Source organism: Actinomadura sp. GC306, assembly GCF_004348665.1.
In the GTDB taxonomy this organism is placed as follows: domain Bacteria; phylum Actinomycetota; class Actinomycetes; order Streptosporangiales; family Streptosporangiaceae; genus Spirillospora.
Genome location: NZ_SMKM01000189.1, coordinates 1 through 13510, shown reverse-complemented (window position 1 = coordinate 13510; position 13510 = coordinate 1). Strand labels below are relative to the sequence as shown.

The 13510-nt window shown below is 74.8% G+C and carries 14 protein-coding genes; 5 read left to right on the top strand and 9 right to left on the bottom strand.

Features of this window, described 5'->3' with window-relative positions; genetic code table 11:
* On the top strand, positions 1–735 hold a 735-nt coding region (locus E1200_RS23220; protein ID WP_347813233.1), incomplete at its 5' end, for a Crp/Fnr family transcriptional regulator.
* A 154-nt stretch (positions 736–889) separates the two neighbouring features.
* Here E1200_RS23220 and E1200_RS23215 read toward each other — a convergent pair.
* From E1200_RS23215 to nirB, 5 genes are all read right to left on the bottom strand, one after another.
* A complete protein-coding gene (locus E1200_RS23215) occupies positions 890–1084 on the bottom strand; it encodes a hypothetical protein (protein WP_131954178.1) in 195 nt (64 codons plus the stop codon).
* Between the two features lie 142 nt (positions 1085–1226).
* Positions 1227–1904 carry a biliverdin-producing heme oxygenase gene (locus E1200_RS23210; RefSeq protein WP_131954177.1) on the bottom strand — a complete coding sequence of 226 codons (678 nt, stop codon included), beginning with the start codon at positions 1902–1904 and terminating at the stop codon, positions 1227–1229.
* Between the two features lie 126 nt (positions 1905–2030).
* Positions 2031–2324: a DUF2470 domain-containing protein gene (locus E1200_RS23205; protein WP_131954176.1), complete on the bottom strand. Its 294-nt coding sequence runs from the start codon at positions 2322–2324 to the stop codon at positions 2031–2033.
* Between the two features lie 79 nt (positions 2325–2403).
* On the bottom strand, positions 2404–3930 hold the full coding sequence (locus E1200_RS23200) for an FAD-dependent oxidoreductase (RefSeq protein ID WP_243708768.1): 1527 nt from the start codon (positions 3928–3930) through the stop codon (positions 2404–2406).
* Entirely contained in the window at positions 3927–6428 is a 2502-nt protein-coding gene (gene nirB, locus E1200_RS23195; protein WP_131954175.1) for a nitrite reductase large subunit NirB, read from the bottom strand. The genes E1200_RS23200 and nirB overlap by 4 nt, the downstream gene beginning before the upstream one ends.
* A gap of 213 nt (positions 6429–6641) precedes the next feature.
* On the opposite strand from nirB, the gene E1200_RS23190 reads away from it, so the two are divergent.
* From E1200_RS23190 to E1200_RS23180, 3 genes are all read left to right on the top strand, one after another.
* Positions 6642–7601, top strand: a complete 960-nt coding sequence (locus E1200_RS23190; protein ID WP_165950429.1) for a DUF3068 domain-containing protein — start codon at positions 6642–6644, stop codon at positions 7599–7601.
* Positions 7602–7673: 72 nt separating this feature from the next.
* The gene (locus E1200_RS23185; protein ID WP_131954173.1) at positions 7674–8051 is read left to right on the top strand and encodes a hypothetical protein; all 378 of its coding nucleotides are present in this window, start codon (positions 7674–7676) and stop codon (positions 8049–8051) included.
* 100 nt (positions 8052–8151) lie between these two features.
* Entirely contained in the window at positions 8152–9021 is an 870-nt protein-coding gene (locus E1200_RS23180) for an NAD-dependent protein deacetylase (protein ID WP_347813232.1), read from the top strand.
* A 28-nt stretch (positions 9022–9049) separates the two neighbouring features.
* On the opposite strand, the gene E1200_RS23175 is transcribed toward E1200_RS23180, so the two are convergent.
* The 4 genes from E1200_RS23175 to E1200_RS23160 all read right to left on the bottom strand — a co-directional run bounded on the left by E1200_RS23175 (position 9050) and on the right by E1200_RS23160 (position 12364).
* A complete protein-coding gene (locus tag E1200_RS23175) occupies positions 9050–9769 on the bottom strand; it encodes a DUF4142 domain-containing protein (protein ID WP_131954172.1) in 720 nt (239 codons plus the stop codon).
* A gap of 137 nt (positions 9770–9906) precedes the next feature.
* Positions 9907–10431 (bottom strand): MarR family transcriptional regulator, encoded by a 525-nt coding sequence (locus E1200_RS23170; protein ID WP_131954171.1) that lies wholly within the window; start codon positions 10429–10431, stop codon positions 9907–9909.
* 122 nt (positions 10432–10553) lie between these two features.
* Entirely contained in the window at positions 10554–11390 is an 837-nt protein-coding gene (locus E1200_RS23165) for an ABC transporter permease (protein ID WP_131954170.1), read from the bottom strand.
* Positions 11387–12364: an ATP-binding cassette domain-containing protein gene (locus tag E1200_RS23160; protein WP_131954169.1), complete on the bottom strand. Its 978-nt coding sequence runs from the start codon at positions 12362–12364 to the stop codon at positions 11387–11389. Before E1200_RS23160 ends, E1200_RS23165 begins: the two co-directional genes overlap by 4 nt.
* A gap of 284 nt (positions 12365–12648) precedes the next feature.
* Here E1200_RS23160 and E1200_RS23155 point away from each other — a divergent pair, with 284 nt between their 5' ends.
* Entirely contained in the window at positions 12649–13503 is an 855-nt protein-coding gene (locus E1200_RS23155; protein ID WP_243708767.1) for an oxygenase MpaB family protein, read from the top strand.
* Positions 13504–13510 lie beyond the last annotated feature (7 nt).

Below are 13510 nucleotides of genomic sequence, written 5' to 3'. Positions count from 1 at the left end.
GTGGTGAGCGGACGGCCCGGGGGTGCGGCGGGCGGCGGGCTCGCGCCGGGCCCGTCAGACGCGTTCTGGGACGCGCTGGACGAGGCGGAGCGGGCGGCGCTGCGGCGGGTGGCGCGGCCCCGCGGGTACGGGACGCGGATGCCGCTGTGCTACCAGGGCGACGACTCCGACCACCTGATCGTCATCGAGTCCGGCTGGGCGAAGGTGACCTCGTCCGGGCCGGACGGCCGCGAGGTGGTGCTGGCCGTGCGGGGGCCGGGCGACCTGGTCTGCGAGAGCGCGGTCCTCGGCGGCCGGGAGCGGTCGGCGACGGTGGCGGCGCTGGGCCCGGTCCGGGCGCTGGTCGTGCCCGCCTCCCGCTTCACCGGCTTCCTGGACGCCCATCCGCGCGTGTGGCGGCTGGTCAGCGGCACGTTCGTGCGCCGCCTCGACGACGCGGGCCGCCGGCTGCAGGCGCACGTGTCCGCGCAGGGCGCGCGGCGGCTGGCGATCCTGCTGGCCGACCTGGCGGACCGGTCGGCGCGGCACTGCCCGCCGGACGCCTCCGGCGGCGTCGCCCTGGGGCCGCCGCTGTCCCAGGAGGAGCTCGGGAGCTGGATGGACGCCTCGCGGGAGACCGTCGCGCGGGCGCTCGCGACGCTGCGCGGGGAGGGGCTCGTCCGGACCGGCTGGCGGAAGATCATCGTGACGGACCCGGCGGGTCTGCGGGCGTTCGCCGGGTGGGATCACCTGTAGCCGCCGCCCGGCGCCTTTACATTGTAGATTTTTTAGCGGGCGGAGCGGGTGCGCATGACACCGCCGGGCCGCGCGACCCCGGGTGGTCGCGCGGCCCGGCGGCGGGACGGGGTCCGCGGGCGCGGGTGCGGCGGGCGCCCGCGGCGGAGGCGGGTCAGCGGCGGGCGCGGGTGCGGCCGCGGCCGCGCGAGCGCCAGTCGGTGCCGGCGCCGACCCCGCCGAGGTGCAGCGCGAGCAGCAGCAGGCCGAGCACGGTCAGCGTCCCGTTGTTGATGGCGTCCGAGGTGATGTCGGCCAGGTCGAACAGCAGGGCGAGCGCGAAGACGATCGCGGCGACGATCGCGAGCATGGTGGACCTCCGGTCGGTCGGGGACGTCGTCCGCCCCTCGTGTGCCTACCGGATCTCCAGGTCAAGCCACGGCAAACCGCGCCCACTTTCCGGACATCCGGAAATTCGTGGACGCGGTGACCGTTACGGGTCTGCGGAAGAGTCAGGCGGCGCTGGGCCGCAGGCTGCCGCCGAGTTCCGCGGTGAGGGCGGCGTTGAGGCGGTAGGCCGTCTTGACCTCGCCGATGACGCGCTCCTGCTCGCCGGTGTCCCAGGGGGCGGCGTCCAGCAGGCCGCGGTAGCGGTCCTTGTACGCCTTGGGCTTGCCGGTGAAGCGGTAGAAGCGGACGCCGTCGTCGCCCGCGGCCAGGTCGAGCGTCTTGCGGACCTGCAGGCCGATGTACTGCCCGCCGGACAGGTCGCCCATGTAGCGGGTGTAGTGGTGGGCGACGAAGCCGCCCGGCCAGCTGAAGCACACCTCGCGGAGCCGCTCGCAGTAGCGGGCGGTGGCCGCGCCGGGCTCGATCCGGGAGCGCCAGCGTGGGCCGTAGAAGAACGCCAGGTCGGCCTCCAGCGCCTCGAGGCGGCGCAGCCCGGGCAGGTCGAACGGGCCGGCGGCGGGGTCCGCCGCCATCCGGTCGGCGGCGTCCTCCAGCAGTTCGTACACCGGGTGGAGCTGCGCGATCAGCACCGCGTACTCGTCGCGGCCGAGGCGGCCCTCGACCAGCGCGCTCATGTAGGCGGAGGTCTCGTTGTCGCCGTGGTCGCTCCAGGTCGCGGCCCTCAGCCGCGCCGAGAACGACTCCCCCGCGCCGGCACCGTCCGTTCGAGCACTGTCCATCGATCCCTCCCTTTCCGGGATTAGGCTAGCCTTACCTAACTCCCCCGGGAAGGTGTCGCGGTGAACTTTCCCGACGTGACGTCGGTTACTTTACCGACGCGGCGTCGGGAAAGTCCAGGGGTCCGCTCAGGCGCTGAGGGCGGCGCGGGCCTCCTCGGTCATGCGGACGACCTCGCGCCGCACCTGCGGCCGCTCGGTGAGGCGCTCGCTGAACGGGATCCGCACCTGCCCCTCGGCACCGCCCTCGGTGACGGCGAAGTCGATGCCGTCGGCGTCCATGCCCGTCATCCGCGCCGCGGTCGCCCCGGGCCGGCCGGCCAGCCCCCGGCAGATCGTCAGGCAGTCGGCCGCGTGGTCGTCGTTCATGTGGCGCATGATCTGGCGCACGACGTCCTCGCTGAAGGGGGCGGGGTCGGTCATGGAGCGTCCTTTCCTGCGGGCGGTCCTGCGGGGGCGGCCGCGCGGTGTGCACGTTGCGGCGGAGCCTACCCGCCGCGCGTCAGGCCACGTCGGCGGGCGCGGGCCCGCCCGCCGTCTCCTGCCCGTCCAGCCACGCGACGATGCCCTCCAGCGCACCGCGGCAGCTGCCGCAGCCGGTGCCCGCCCTGGTCTCGCGGGCGACGTCGCCGGCGGTGCGGGCGCCGGCCTGCCAGCAGGCCCGGACCTGCCCCTTGGTGACGTTGTTGCACTGGCAGACGGTCGCGGCGTCCGGCATGCGGACCGGGGACGCGGTCTCGACGGCGCCGCCGAGGCCGGGGAACAGCAGGCCGAGGCGTTCGGCGGGCAGCGGGTCGGCGCGGTCGTAGAGCTGGGTGAGCGTGCCGGCCGTGGCGGTCTCGCCGAGCAGGATCGCGCCGATGAGGCGCCCGTCCCGGATGACCGCCTTCTTGTAGGTGCCGCGGGCCGCGTCGGTGAACCGGACGACCTCCACGCCGTCGTCGTCGTCGCCGTGGTGGGTCTCGCCCATCGAGGCCAGCTCGATCCCGGCGGCCTTGAGACGGGTGATCTGCCGGGCGCCGGTGAACCGCGCGGCGGGGTCGGTGCCGGCCAGCAGCCCGGCGAGCACCCCCGCCTGCTCCCACGCGGGCGCCACGAGCCCGTACACCTCGTCGCGGTGCTCGGAGCACTCCCCGATGGCGCGGACGGCGGGGTCGGTGACCGAGCGCAGCTCGTCGTCGACGAGCACGGCGCGGCCGACGGCGAGGCCGGCGTCGCGGGCGAGGCCGACCTCGGGCCGCACGCCGCACGCCAGGATGACGAGGTCGGCGGCGATGGTCTCGGTCCCGCCGCCGGGCAGCGCCAGCCGGACGCCGGTCACCGAGCCGCCGGCCGATTCCAGCGCGGTGACGTCGGCGCGCAGCCGGGTGCCGATGCCGAGGCCCGCCAGCGTCCGGGCCAGCACTCGGCCGGCGGCGGGGTCGAGCTGGCGCTCCATGAGGTGGCCGGCCAGGTGCAGGACGGTGACGTCCAGGCCGCGGCCCGCGAGGCCGCGGGCGGCCTCGATGCCGAGCAGCCCGCCGCCGACGACGACCGCGCGGACGGCGGTGTCGGCCAGCTCGGAGATGCGGCGGCAGTCCTCCAGCGTCCGGAACGCGAGGGCGCCCGCCGGCAGGCCGTCCTCCAGGCCGGGGAACGGCGGGATGAAGGCGGTGCTGCCGGTGGCCAGGACGAGGGTGTCGTAGGGGGTGGCGGTCCCGTCGGAGGCGTGCACGGTCTTCGCGGCGCGGTCGATGCGGGTGACCTCGACGCCGAGGCGGGCGTCGACGCCGCAGGAGGCGTACCAGGCGGCGTCGACCAGGCTGATGTGGTCGGGCCGGGCCGCCCCGGCGAGGACGTCCGACAGCAGCACCCGGTTGTAGGGGCGCTGCGGCTCGGCGCCGAACACCGTCACCGGCACGCCGCGGTCGCGGTCGCGCAGCTCGGTCACGAACCGCGACCCGGCCATGCCGTTGCCGACCACGACGACGCCCGCGCCCGCCGCGGCGCCGCCGGGGGCGCTCGCCAGGGCGCCCATCGGGGCGCTCATCGGGACACCGCCGGCGGGGCCGGCTTGATCTGCTCGCGCTCGACCTCGAACGCGATGCTCGGGTCGGGGGTGCGCGGGGCGTTGACGAACGACACGAACCGGCTGAGGCGGTCCGGGTCGTCCAGCGTGTCGCGCCACTCGTCGGAGTACTGCGCGACGTGGCGCTCCATCGCGGCGTCGAGTTCGGCGCAGATGCCGAGCCGGTCGTCCACGATGACCTCCCGGAGGTAGTCCAGGCCGCCGTCCAGGGTCTCCAGCCACGTCGCGGTGCGCTGCAGCCGGTCGGCGGTGCGGATGTAGAACATCAGGAACCGGTCGATATAAGTGATCAGCTGCTCGTCGGTGAGGTCGGTGGCGAACAGGTCGGCGTGCCGGGGCCGCATGCCGCCGTTGCCGCCCAGGTAGAGGTTCCAGCCGTTCTCGGTTGCGATGACGCCGAAGTCCTTGCTCTGCGCCTCGGCGCACTCGCGGGCGCACCCCGACACCGCCGACTTCAGCTTGTGCGGGGCGCGCAGGCCCCGGTAGCGCAGTTCGAGGCGGATCGCCATGGCGGCCGAGTCCTGCACCCCGTAGCGGCACCAGGTGGACCCGACGCACGACTTCACCGTCCGCAGCGCCTTGCCGTAGGCGTGCCCGGACTCGAACCCGGCGTCGACGAGCCGCCGCCAGATCTCGGGGAGCTGCTCGACCCGGGCGCCGAACATGTCGATCCGCTGCCCGCCGGTGATCTTGGTGTAGAGCCCGAAGTCGCGGGCGACCTCGCCGATCACGATGAGCTTGTCCGGAGTGATCTCGCCGCCGGGGACGCGCGGCACCACCGAGTAGGTGCCGTTCTTCTGCAGGTTGGCGAGGAAGTGGTCGTTGGTGTCCTGCAGGGCGGCCTGCTCGCCCTCCAGGATGTGGCCACCGCCGAGGCTCGCCAGGATCGACGCGACGGCGGGCCGGCAGATGTCGCAGCCGCGGCCCCTGCCGTGCTCCTGGACGAGCTGGGTGAAGCTCGTGATCCGCCCGGCGCGGACGATGTCGAACAGCTCGGCGCGGCTGTGGTCGAAGTGCTCGCACAGGGCCGTGCCGACCTCGATGCCGGCGGCGGTCAGCTCGGCGTCCAGGAGCCGCTTGACCAGGGGGACGCAGCTTCCGCAGCTCGTCCCGGCTCTGGTGCAGTCCTTGACGTCCGCCAGGTCGGTGAGTGAGTCGTCGGAGATCGCGCAGCGGATCCCCTCGGCGGTGACGTTGTTGCAGGAGCAGATGACGGTCGCGCCGGGCAGGTCCGCCCCCGCGGTCTCGGTGCCGCCGAACAGCACCTGCTCGGGGCTGCCGGGCAGGTCGCCGCCGACGTGGGCGCGCAGCGTCGCGTACGACTCGGCGTCGCCGACCAGGACGCCGCCGAGGAGCGTGCGGGCGTCGTCGCTGACGACGAGCCGCTTGTAGACGCCGGCGACGGGGTCGGTGTAGGTGACGCCGAGCGCGCCGTCCTCGGGGCCGGCGAACGGGTCGCCGAAGCTGGCGACGTCCACGCCGAGGAGCTTCAGCTTGGTCGAGGTGTCGGCGCCCTCGAACACGGCGGTGCTCGCGTCCGACAGCAGCCGGTCGGCGACGACCTCGGCCATGGAGAAGCACGGGCCGACGAGCCCGTACACGGTGCCGCCGGCGAGGGCGCACTCGCCGATCGCCCAGATGGCCGGGTCGGCGGTGCGGCAGGAGGCGTCCACGACGATGCCGCCGCGCTCGCCGACGGGCAGGCCGCAGCCGCGGGCGAGCTCGTCGCGCGGCCGGATCCCGGCGGAGAACACCACGACCTCGGCGGCGACGGCCGAGCCGTCCGCGAGCACGATCCGCGCGACCGCGCCGTCCTCGCCCGCCTCCAGGACGCGCAGCGGGACGCCGGCGTGCACGGCGATGCCGAGGCCCTCGATGTGGCGGCGCAGCATCGCGCCGCCGCCCTCGTCGAGCTGGCGGGGCATCAGCCACGGCGCGGCCTCCACGACGCCGCTGGCCAGGCCGAGGTTCTGGATCGCGCGGGCGGCCTCCAGGCCGAGCAGCCCGCCGCCGACGACCGCGCCGGTCGTGCGGCCGCGCGCGTACTCGCGGATCGCGTCCAGGTCGTCGATGGTCCGGTAGACGAACACGCCCGGCAGGTCGCGGCCGTCGACCGGCGGGACGAACGGCGCCGATCCGGTGGCCAGCACGAGCGCGTCGTAGCCGGCGACGCGGCCGGCGGAGGTGGTGACGGTCCGGGCGGCGCGGTCGATCGCGGTGACCCGCTCGCCCGTGACGACCGTGACCCCGCCGCCGTGCGCGGGGTAGGCGAGGTCGGCGCCGTCGAGGTGCGAGGTCAGCGCGACGCGGTCGTAGGCCGCGCGGCCCTCCTCGCCGATGACGGTGATCGTCCACGTGCCCGCGGTGTCGCGCTCGCGCAGCGCCTCCACGAGGCGGTGCGAGGCCGGGCCGTGGCCCGCCACGACCAGCCGCCTGTTCGTTTCGCTGTCGGCTCCCATGAACCCCGATGCTGGGCGGCCCGTATTTCCCGCGGGGAACCCGGAGGTCACCCGCGCGTTAACTGCGCCTCACGCCCGTCGCGGACCCGTGGCGGGGTCCGCGGTCATCAGTTCGTGAGCAGGAAGCGTTCCTTTCGTGAGCGGGACACGAGAGGATCAGTGCGATAAATCACACTTAACCGGCAATCCGATGGCCGGGCCGGGAGGCGTGCAGTGCGAAGGATCATCGGCGTATCGCTCATCGGGCTCGGCGCGTTCCTGGTCACCGCGGGCGTCCTGGTGCGCTTCTACGCGGCCCCCATGCTGATCGGCGCGCCCACCGACATCTACCAGGTCTCGCGGCTGCAGGCCGAGAACGCCACCTACCTGGACGCGTCGACGGTCACGGTCCGCACCGGCGCGACCGTGACGGCGACCGCCACCGTCCGCGGCGACGTCAAGGCCGCCCGCGACGGCACCGCCGTCTGGGACAGCGCCACCGTCCTGCAGGACCTCGACCGCGGCTACACGGTCGAGATCCAGAACGCCCGGTACGCCTTCGACCGCCGCACGGGCCGGCTGAAGAACTGCTGCGAGGCGGCGGTGCAGGGCGACAAGAACGTGAACATGTCCGGCGTCGGGCTGTTCTGGCCGGTGGAGGCGAGCAAGAAGGACGTCGAGGTGTTCGACAACTCGACGCGCCGGAGCTGGCCGGCGGTGTTCGACGGCGAGGAGCGCGTCGACGGGCTGCTGACGTACCGGTTCGTCCAGCGCATCCCGGAGACCAAGGTCGCGGGCGAGCTGCCCGCGCTGCCCGCCGCGCTGTTCGGGCGCCCCGAGGGCGATCCTGCCGTCGAGGTGGACCGCCACTACCGGGTGGACGCCACCTACTGGATCGACGTGCGGACCGGCGCCCCGGTCGACCAGCGGCGGCACATCGTGTCGACGCTGCGGCCCAAGGAGGGGCCGGGCAGCCTCGTGGTGGCCGACCTGGACCTGCGGCTGACGCCGGACTCGCGCAAGGCGCTGCGCGCGAAGTCCGACGACGGCGCCGGCAAGATCGGGCTGCTGAAGGCCGTCGTCCCGCTGACCGCCGCCGGGGCGGGCCTGGTGGCCGTGGCGGCCGGGCTGGCGCTGACCCTGGCGGGCGGGCGGCGCACCTCCCGGCGCGGCACCCGCCGCGCCGCGTCCTGACCCGGCCGTTAGCCGCCGGATGGGCGGGTAGGGGGCACCCGAGGACCCGAACATCCGATCTGGGGGGCAGTGATGGGCGAGTCGCAGCGTCCGGTCCAGGGCGAGCACCGGTACCAGCAGGAGGTGACCTCGCCGGACCAGCACGAGGAGCGGCCCGGGCGGAGCCTGGTGACCACCGACCACGAGGTCATCCGCCGCTGGGCCGAGGAGCGCGGCGCCGAGCCGTCGACGGTGCCCGGCAGCGAGTACGAGGGCAGGCCCGGCCGGCTGCTGTTCGACTTCCCCGGGCACGGCGGGGAGAACCTGGAGCACATCTCCTGGGACGACTGGTTCCGGACGTTCGACGAGCGGGAGCTGAACTTCCTCTACCAGGAGCACCGCAAGGACGGCTCCCAGAGCAACTTCTTCCAGCTGGAGAACCCGGGGCGCGACGACGGCGACCGCGGCTGACCCGCACCCGGCGGCACCCCCGCCGGCGCACCCGGCCGCGCACCCGGCCGCGGCTCCGGCGGCGGCCTGCCCACCCTTCCCGGTCGTGCAGGATGGAGGGGTGACGCAGCTTGCTCGGGGCCGCCCGGCCGGGGACGGGGAGACCGCGCCGCTGCTGATGCTCGCCGACCTGGTCTCGGACGGCGACGTCGTGGTGCTGAGCGGCGCGGGCCTGTCCACCGAGTCGGGCATCCCGGACTACCGCGGCGAGACGGGGCGGCTGCGGCGCACCGACCCGATGACGTACCAGGAGTTCACCGGGTCGGCCGCCGCGCGCCGCCGGTACTGGGCGCGCAGCCACCTCGGGTGGCGGCACATCGCCGCCGCGCGGCCGAACGCGGGCCACCGCGCCGTCGCGGAGCTGCAGCGCCGCGGGCTGCTCGCGGGGATCATCACCCAGAACGTCGACGGGCTGCAGCAGGCCGCCGGGGCGCACGGCGTGATCGAGCTGCACGGCGCGCTGGACCGGGTCGTGTGCCTGGACTGCGGCGACCGCACCGCGCGGACCCGGCTGGCGGAGCGGCTGCGGGCCGCCAACCCCGGCTGGGCCGAACGCGTCGCCGGCACCGTGATCAACCCCGACGGCGACGCCGTCCTCGGCGATGCCGAGACCGAGGCGTTCCGCACGGTGGACTGCGAGCGCTGCGGCGGCCCGCTCAAACCTGACGTGATCTTCTTCGGGGAGAACGTGCCGCCGGCCCGGGTGCGGGACTGCTACGCGCTGACCGAGCGGGCGGGCGCGCTGCTGGTGCTCGGCTCGTCGCTGGCGGTGCTGTCGGAGTACCGGTTCGTCCGGCACGCGGCCCGGCACGGCATCCCCGTCGCGATCGTCAACCGCGGCGCGACGCGCGGCGACGAGCACGCGCTGGTCAGGCTGGACGCGCCCCTCGGCGCGACCCTGGAGGCCCTGCTGGCCGAGCTCGGCCCGTAGCTTCGGCGCCCGTCGCCCGCGGGGCGCGTCAGCGGCCCGCGAGGACGGAGGTCGCCGCGGGCGCGGGCGACGCCCGCCGGCCCGGCACGCCGGGCGGGGGCGCGCCGGTGACGGTCGGCGGGTCGGGCAGCGTGTCGACGGTGACGAACCCGGTCGCCTCCAGCAGTTTCAGCTGCCCGTTGAGGAACGTCTCGACCTGCTGGGCGTACTGCCGCATCGTGGTGTTGCGGGTGCTGGCCCGGACCGCGGCGGCCCGCGCGTACAGCAGCCCCTGCTCGGTCCGCATCCGCGCCACGGCGGTCTTGTCGTAGTCGGTGCCGGACTTGCCGGTGATCTCCGACATCCAGCTCTGCTGCTCGGCGTTCGGGCCGTTCGGCAGCGGGACGTTGAGCTTGGCGGCCATGGCGCGGTTGACCGCGTCGAACCGGACGTGCCGGTTCGCGATCTGGCCGAGGTTCACGCGGGTGGCGCCCTGGGAGCCGCGGCGGGCGGCGGCGCGGCCGACCGGGATCTCCCACAGCGCGGACTGCCGGAGCTGCACGAGGAGGAGCCGGTCGGCGGCGGTGAGGGTGCCGCCGGTGGCGCGGGCGTCGTCGGCCCCGGCGCCGCCGGCCGCCGGGCCGCCGGTGGCCTGCACCTGCCGGACGCCGCCGTCGGTGTTCTGCCGGCCCATCGGGGCGCAGCCGCCCACGAGCAGCGCCGCGGCCAGCCCGCACGCCGCCACGGTGGCCGGGCGGGGTCCTCGCATGGCGCCGCCGTCCTTTCGGTCGGGAGGAGAGAGACGTCACCCGCCTGGTACGCACGCGGGGGCGGCGGGGGTTCAACCCGGCGGCGATCTCGCCGGTCCTCCCGGCCCGGTCCGGTCTCGGGGCGGGGTGCGGCGGGTCAGGTCCAGCCGAGGCGGGCGAGGCCGCCGACCGCGGGTTCGCCGCCGGCCTCGGTGAAGGCGCGCAGCGCGGCGACCAGGGCGTGCCGCTGGGCGGGCGGCATCCGGGAGACGACGGCGGCGATGCCGGCGCGGCGGCGGGCGGTGACGTCGTCGACGAGGGCGCGGCCGGCCTCGCTGAGCTGGATGCGGACCTCGCGGCCGCTGTGCGGGCTGGCCTGCCGGTCCACGAGCCCGGCGGTGGTGAGCCGGCCGACCATCCGCATCGCGGTGGACGGGTTGACCTCCAGCAGCCCGGCGAGCGTGACGAGCTTGGCCGGGCCCTGCGAGGACAGCACGACCAGCAGCCGGAACTGCGGCATCGTCACGGTGTCCTCGACGGCGGCCAGGGACCGCGCGGAGATCGCCACGAGCAGCCGCGACGCGGTCAGCAGCGCCGAGGTCACCTCGTCGACACCGCCGTCACGGCCGCCGTCCCGCCCGCCGTCACGGCCGTCGTCGTGGCCGCCGGCCCGCCCGCTCATGACGACTTTCTACATGGTCCGCGCGACCTGCGTCGACGCCGCACCCGGGGGCGACGGGGTGGATGGCGCACCGCGGACCCGGGACGGCGGCGCCCGCACGGTGGCCGTGCGGGCGCCGCTCGTCAGGCGTCGCGGCGTTTGAGGAGGTAGGCGGCGACCGCGAGGAGGGCGAACGTCCACAGGGCGAAGACGCCGTAGCCCTCCCAGGGCGACAGCAGGTCGTCCTCGCCCTGCCGCGCCGAGGTGATGAGGTACCCCGCCTCGGACGGCATGTAGCCGTAGACGTAGTCGCCGATCTTGCCGGGCAGCAGCATGGCCAGCGGCCCCACGATCAGCACCAGCGCGATGACGCCGGTGATGGCGCCGGCGGTGTGCCGCACGATCGCGCCGATGGCGAGGGAGAACAGGCCGAGCATCGCCAGGTAGAGGCCGCCGCCGATGACCGAGCGCAGCACGCCCTCGTCGCTCAGGGAGACCTGGACCTTGTCGCCGAGGATCGCGGTGCCGATGAAGTACGACACGAACGACACCGCGAGCCCGGCGACGAGGATCAGCGCGGTGAACACCAGGGCCTTCGCCCAGAGCACCGGCAGCCGCCGCGGCACCGCGAGGAAGGTGGCGCGGATCATGCCGGTGGAGTACTCGGCGGTGATCACCAGGACGCCGAGGACGCAGACGACCAGCTGGCCGAAGAACCCGGAGCCGAGGATGAAGCTGACCGGGTCCATGGTGATCGCCGCGCGGTCCTGCTCGGTCGCGTCGTTCCACGTCGCGGTGATGAGGCTCACGAGCAGGGTGGTGAAGCCGAGGCTGAGCCCGACGTAGAGGATCAGCGACCACATGGTGGAGCGGACGGTGCGGATCTTCGTCCATTCGGCGAGCAGGAGGCGCGCGAATCCCGGCCGCCGGTGCTCGGTGGGGGCGGTGGGCTGCGCGGCGTGCTCGGTGGCGGCGGTCATCGGGCCTCCCCCTTCTCGGCGGGACCGGCGGCGGGCGGAGCGGCGGGCACGGCCGGTGCGGCGTCGACGCCGGCCGCGGCGTCGTACTCGACGCTGTCGCGGGTGAGTTCCATGAAGGCCCGCTCCAGCGAGCCCCGGATCGGGGTCAGCTCGTGCAGGACGACCCCCTCGGCGGCGGCGAGCTCCCCGACGCGGGGCGCCTCCATGTCCACGACGGTGAGCTGCCCGTCCTCGCCGGGCCGGATCCTGGCGCCCTCGGCCGCGAGGACCTCCGACAGCCGCGCGGCGTCGGGGGTGCGGACGGTCACCGTCTTCTCGGTGCTGCGCTCGACGAACTCCTCGGTGGAGCAGTCGGCGATGAGCTTGCCGCGGCCGATGACGATGAGGTGCTCGGCGGTCACGGCCATCTCGTTCATGAGGTGGCTGGAGACGAGCACCGTGCGCCCCTCGGACGCGAGCCGCTGCATGAGGGTGCGGATCCAGACGATGCCCTCGGGGTCGAGGCCGTTGACGGGTTCGTCCAGGATCAGCACCTGCGGGTCGCCGAGCAGCGCGGCGGCGATGCCGAGGCGCTGCCCCATCCCGAGGGAGAAGCCGCCGGCGCGCTTGCGGGCGACGCCGCCGAGCCCGACGAGCTCGACGACCTCGTCGACCCGCCGGCGCTCGATGCCCTGCGTCTGGGCGAGCACCAGCAGGTGGTTGTAGGCGCTGCGGCCGGTGTGGACGGCCTTGGCCTCCAGCAGGGCCCCGACGGTGCGCAGCGGCGAGGGCAGGTCCCGGTAGTGGACGCCGTGGATGCGGGCGTGGCCGCGGGTCGGCCGGTCCAGGCCGAGCAGGAGCCGCATGGTGGTCGACTTCCCGGCGCCGTTGGGGCCGAGGAAGCCGGTCACCCTGCCGGGGGCGACGGTGAAGGAGAGGTCGTCGACGGCGATCTTGTCGCCGTAGCGTTTGGTGAGGTTCTTCGCCTCTATCATGCACACATCCTGGATTTCTTTCCGACGTACAGTGCGATCGGATCACCGTAGCGTCCCGGCACCCCGGGGCGGTTCCTCCTGAAGGTGGAGTCCTCCCCCGTCCGGACGTGGAGAAAGTGGCCCACACGGTGACCGTTTCCCGCGGTGTCGCCGCGGAACCATTCCCGCCTGTTCCGGCGCAGCCGGTCCCCTGACCTCGGAAACGGCTGCCCGCGCCCTTTATTGACCATTTGCCAATAAGTGGGCGAGGATGGCCGGGCCCGCCCCGACCCACGGGAGGTACCGTGCCCGCCACCCCGCCGATCCCCGCGCCGGAGCGGCTCGCCGAGCGGCTCGCCGACCGGGACGTGCTGCGCCGGGTCGCCGCCGAGCCGCTCATCGGCCTCGGCGCCGGCCGCGCCCTGCTGATGCAGCTGGCCCATCCGCGGGTGGCGCTGGGCGTCGCCGAGCACAGCGACTTCGCCGAGCGGCCCCTCGCCCGGCTGTTCGGCACCCTGGACTTCCTGCTGATCGTGACGTTCGGGACGCCGGAGGAGGTCGCGCGGATCGCCGCGAAGGTCCGCGGCATCCACACCACCGTCCGCGGCGACGGCTACACCGGCAACGACCCCGATCTGCAGCTGTGGGTGAACGCGACCCTCATCGACTCGGCGCTGCACATCTACGAGCACGTCATGCGCCCCCGCGGCGGCGACGCCGGCCTGGCCGCCGAGTACTACCGCCAGTCCCGCGTCGTCGCCGAGGTCCTCGGCTGCCCGCTGGACGCCCAGCCGCCCGACCTGGCGGCGTTCCGCGCCTACATGGCCGAGACGCTCGCGGAGCTGGAGGTCACCGGCACCGCGCGGGAGGTCGCCGACGCGGTGCTGTGGCCCCGCAAGCTCCGCGTCCTCGCCCCCGGGCTGGCGGTGTTCCGGCTGCTGACGGCGGCGCTGCTGCCGGCGGAGCTGCGCGAGCAGTACGGGCTGCCGTGGGACGACCGCCGCCGCCGCGCCGCCGGGTTGATGCTGCGCACGGCCACCGGCGTGCACCACCTGACGCCCGGGGTGCTGCGCCGGCCGCCGCAGCCGCTGCTGGTGAAGCTGGCGAGCCACCGCGTGAACCGCACGCTGTCGGCCCGCCGCGCCCGCCGCCGCACCTGACCGGCCC

Bases quoted from the DNA above. Each gene is read 5' to 3' on its own strand.
- E1200_RS23215 (WP_131954178.1), bottom strand. From the start codon at position 1,084: ATGCTCGCGATCGTCGCCGCGATCGTCTTCGCGCTCGCCCTGCTGTTC.
- E1200_RS23210 (WP_131954177.1), bottom strand. From the start codon at position 1,904: ATGGACAGTGCTCGAACGGACGGTGCCGGCGCGGGGGAGTCGTTCTCG.
- E1200_RS23205 (WP_131954176.1), bottom strand. From the start codon at position 2,324: ATGACCGACCCCGCCCCCTTCAGCGAGGACGTCGTGCGCCAGATCATG.
- E1200_RS23200 (WP_243708768.1), bottom strand. From the start codon at position 3,930: ATGAGCGCCCCGATGGGCGCCCTGGCGAGCGCCCCCGGCGGCGCCGCG.
- nirB (WP_131954175.1), bottom strand. From the start codon at position 6,428: ATGGGAGCCGACAGCGAAACGAACAGGCGGCTGGTCGTGGCGGGCCAC.
- E1200_RS23185 (WP_131954173.1), top strand. From the start codon at position 7,674: ATGGGCGAGTCGCAGCGTCCGGTCCAGGGCGAGCACCGGTACCAGCAG.
- E1200_RS23175 (WP_131954172.1), bottom strand. From the start codon at position 9,769: ATGCGAGGACCCCGCCCGGCCACCGTGGCGGCGTGCGGGCTGGCCGCG.
- E1200_RS23170 (WP_131954171.1), bottom strand. From the start codon at position 10,431: ATGAGCGGGCGGGCCGGCGGCCACGACGACGGCCGTGACGGCGGGCGG.
- E1200_RS23165 (WP_131954170.1), bottom strand. From the start codon at position 11,390: ATGACCGCCGCCACCGAGCACGCCGCGCAGCCCACCGCCCCCACCGAG.
- E1200_RS23160 (WP_131954169.1), bottom strand. From the start codon at position 12,364: ATGATAGAGGCGAAGAACCTCACCAAACGCTACGGCGACAAGATCGCC.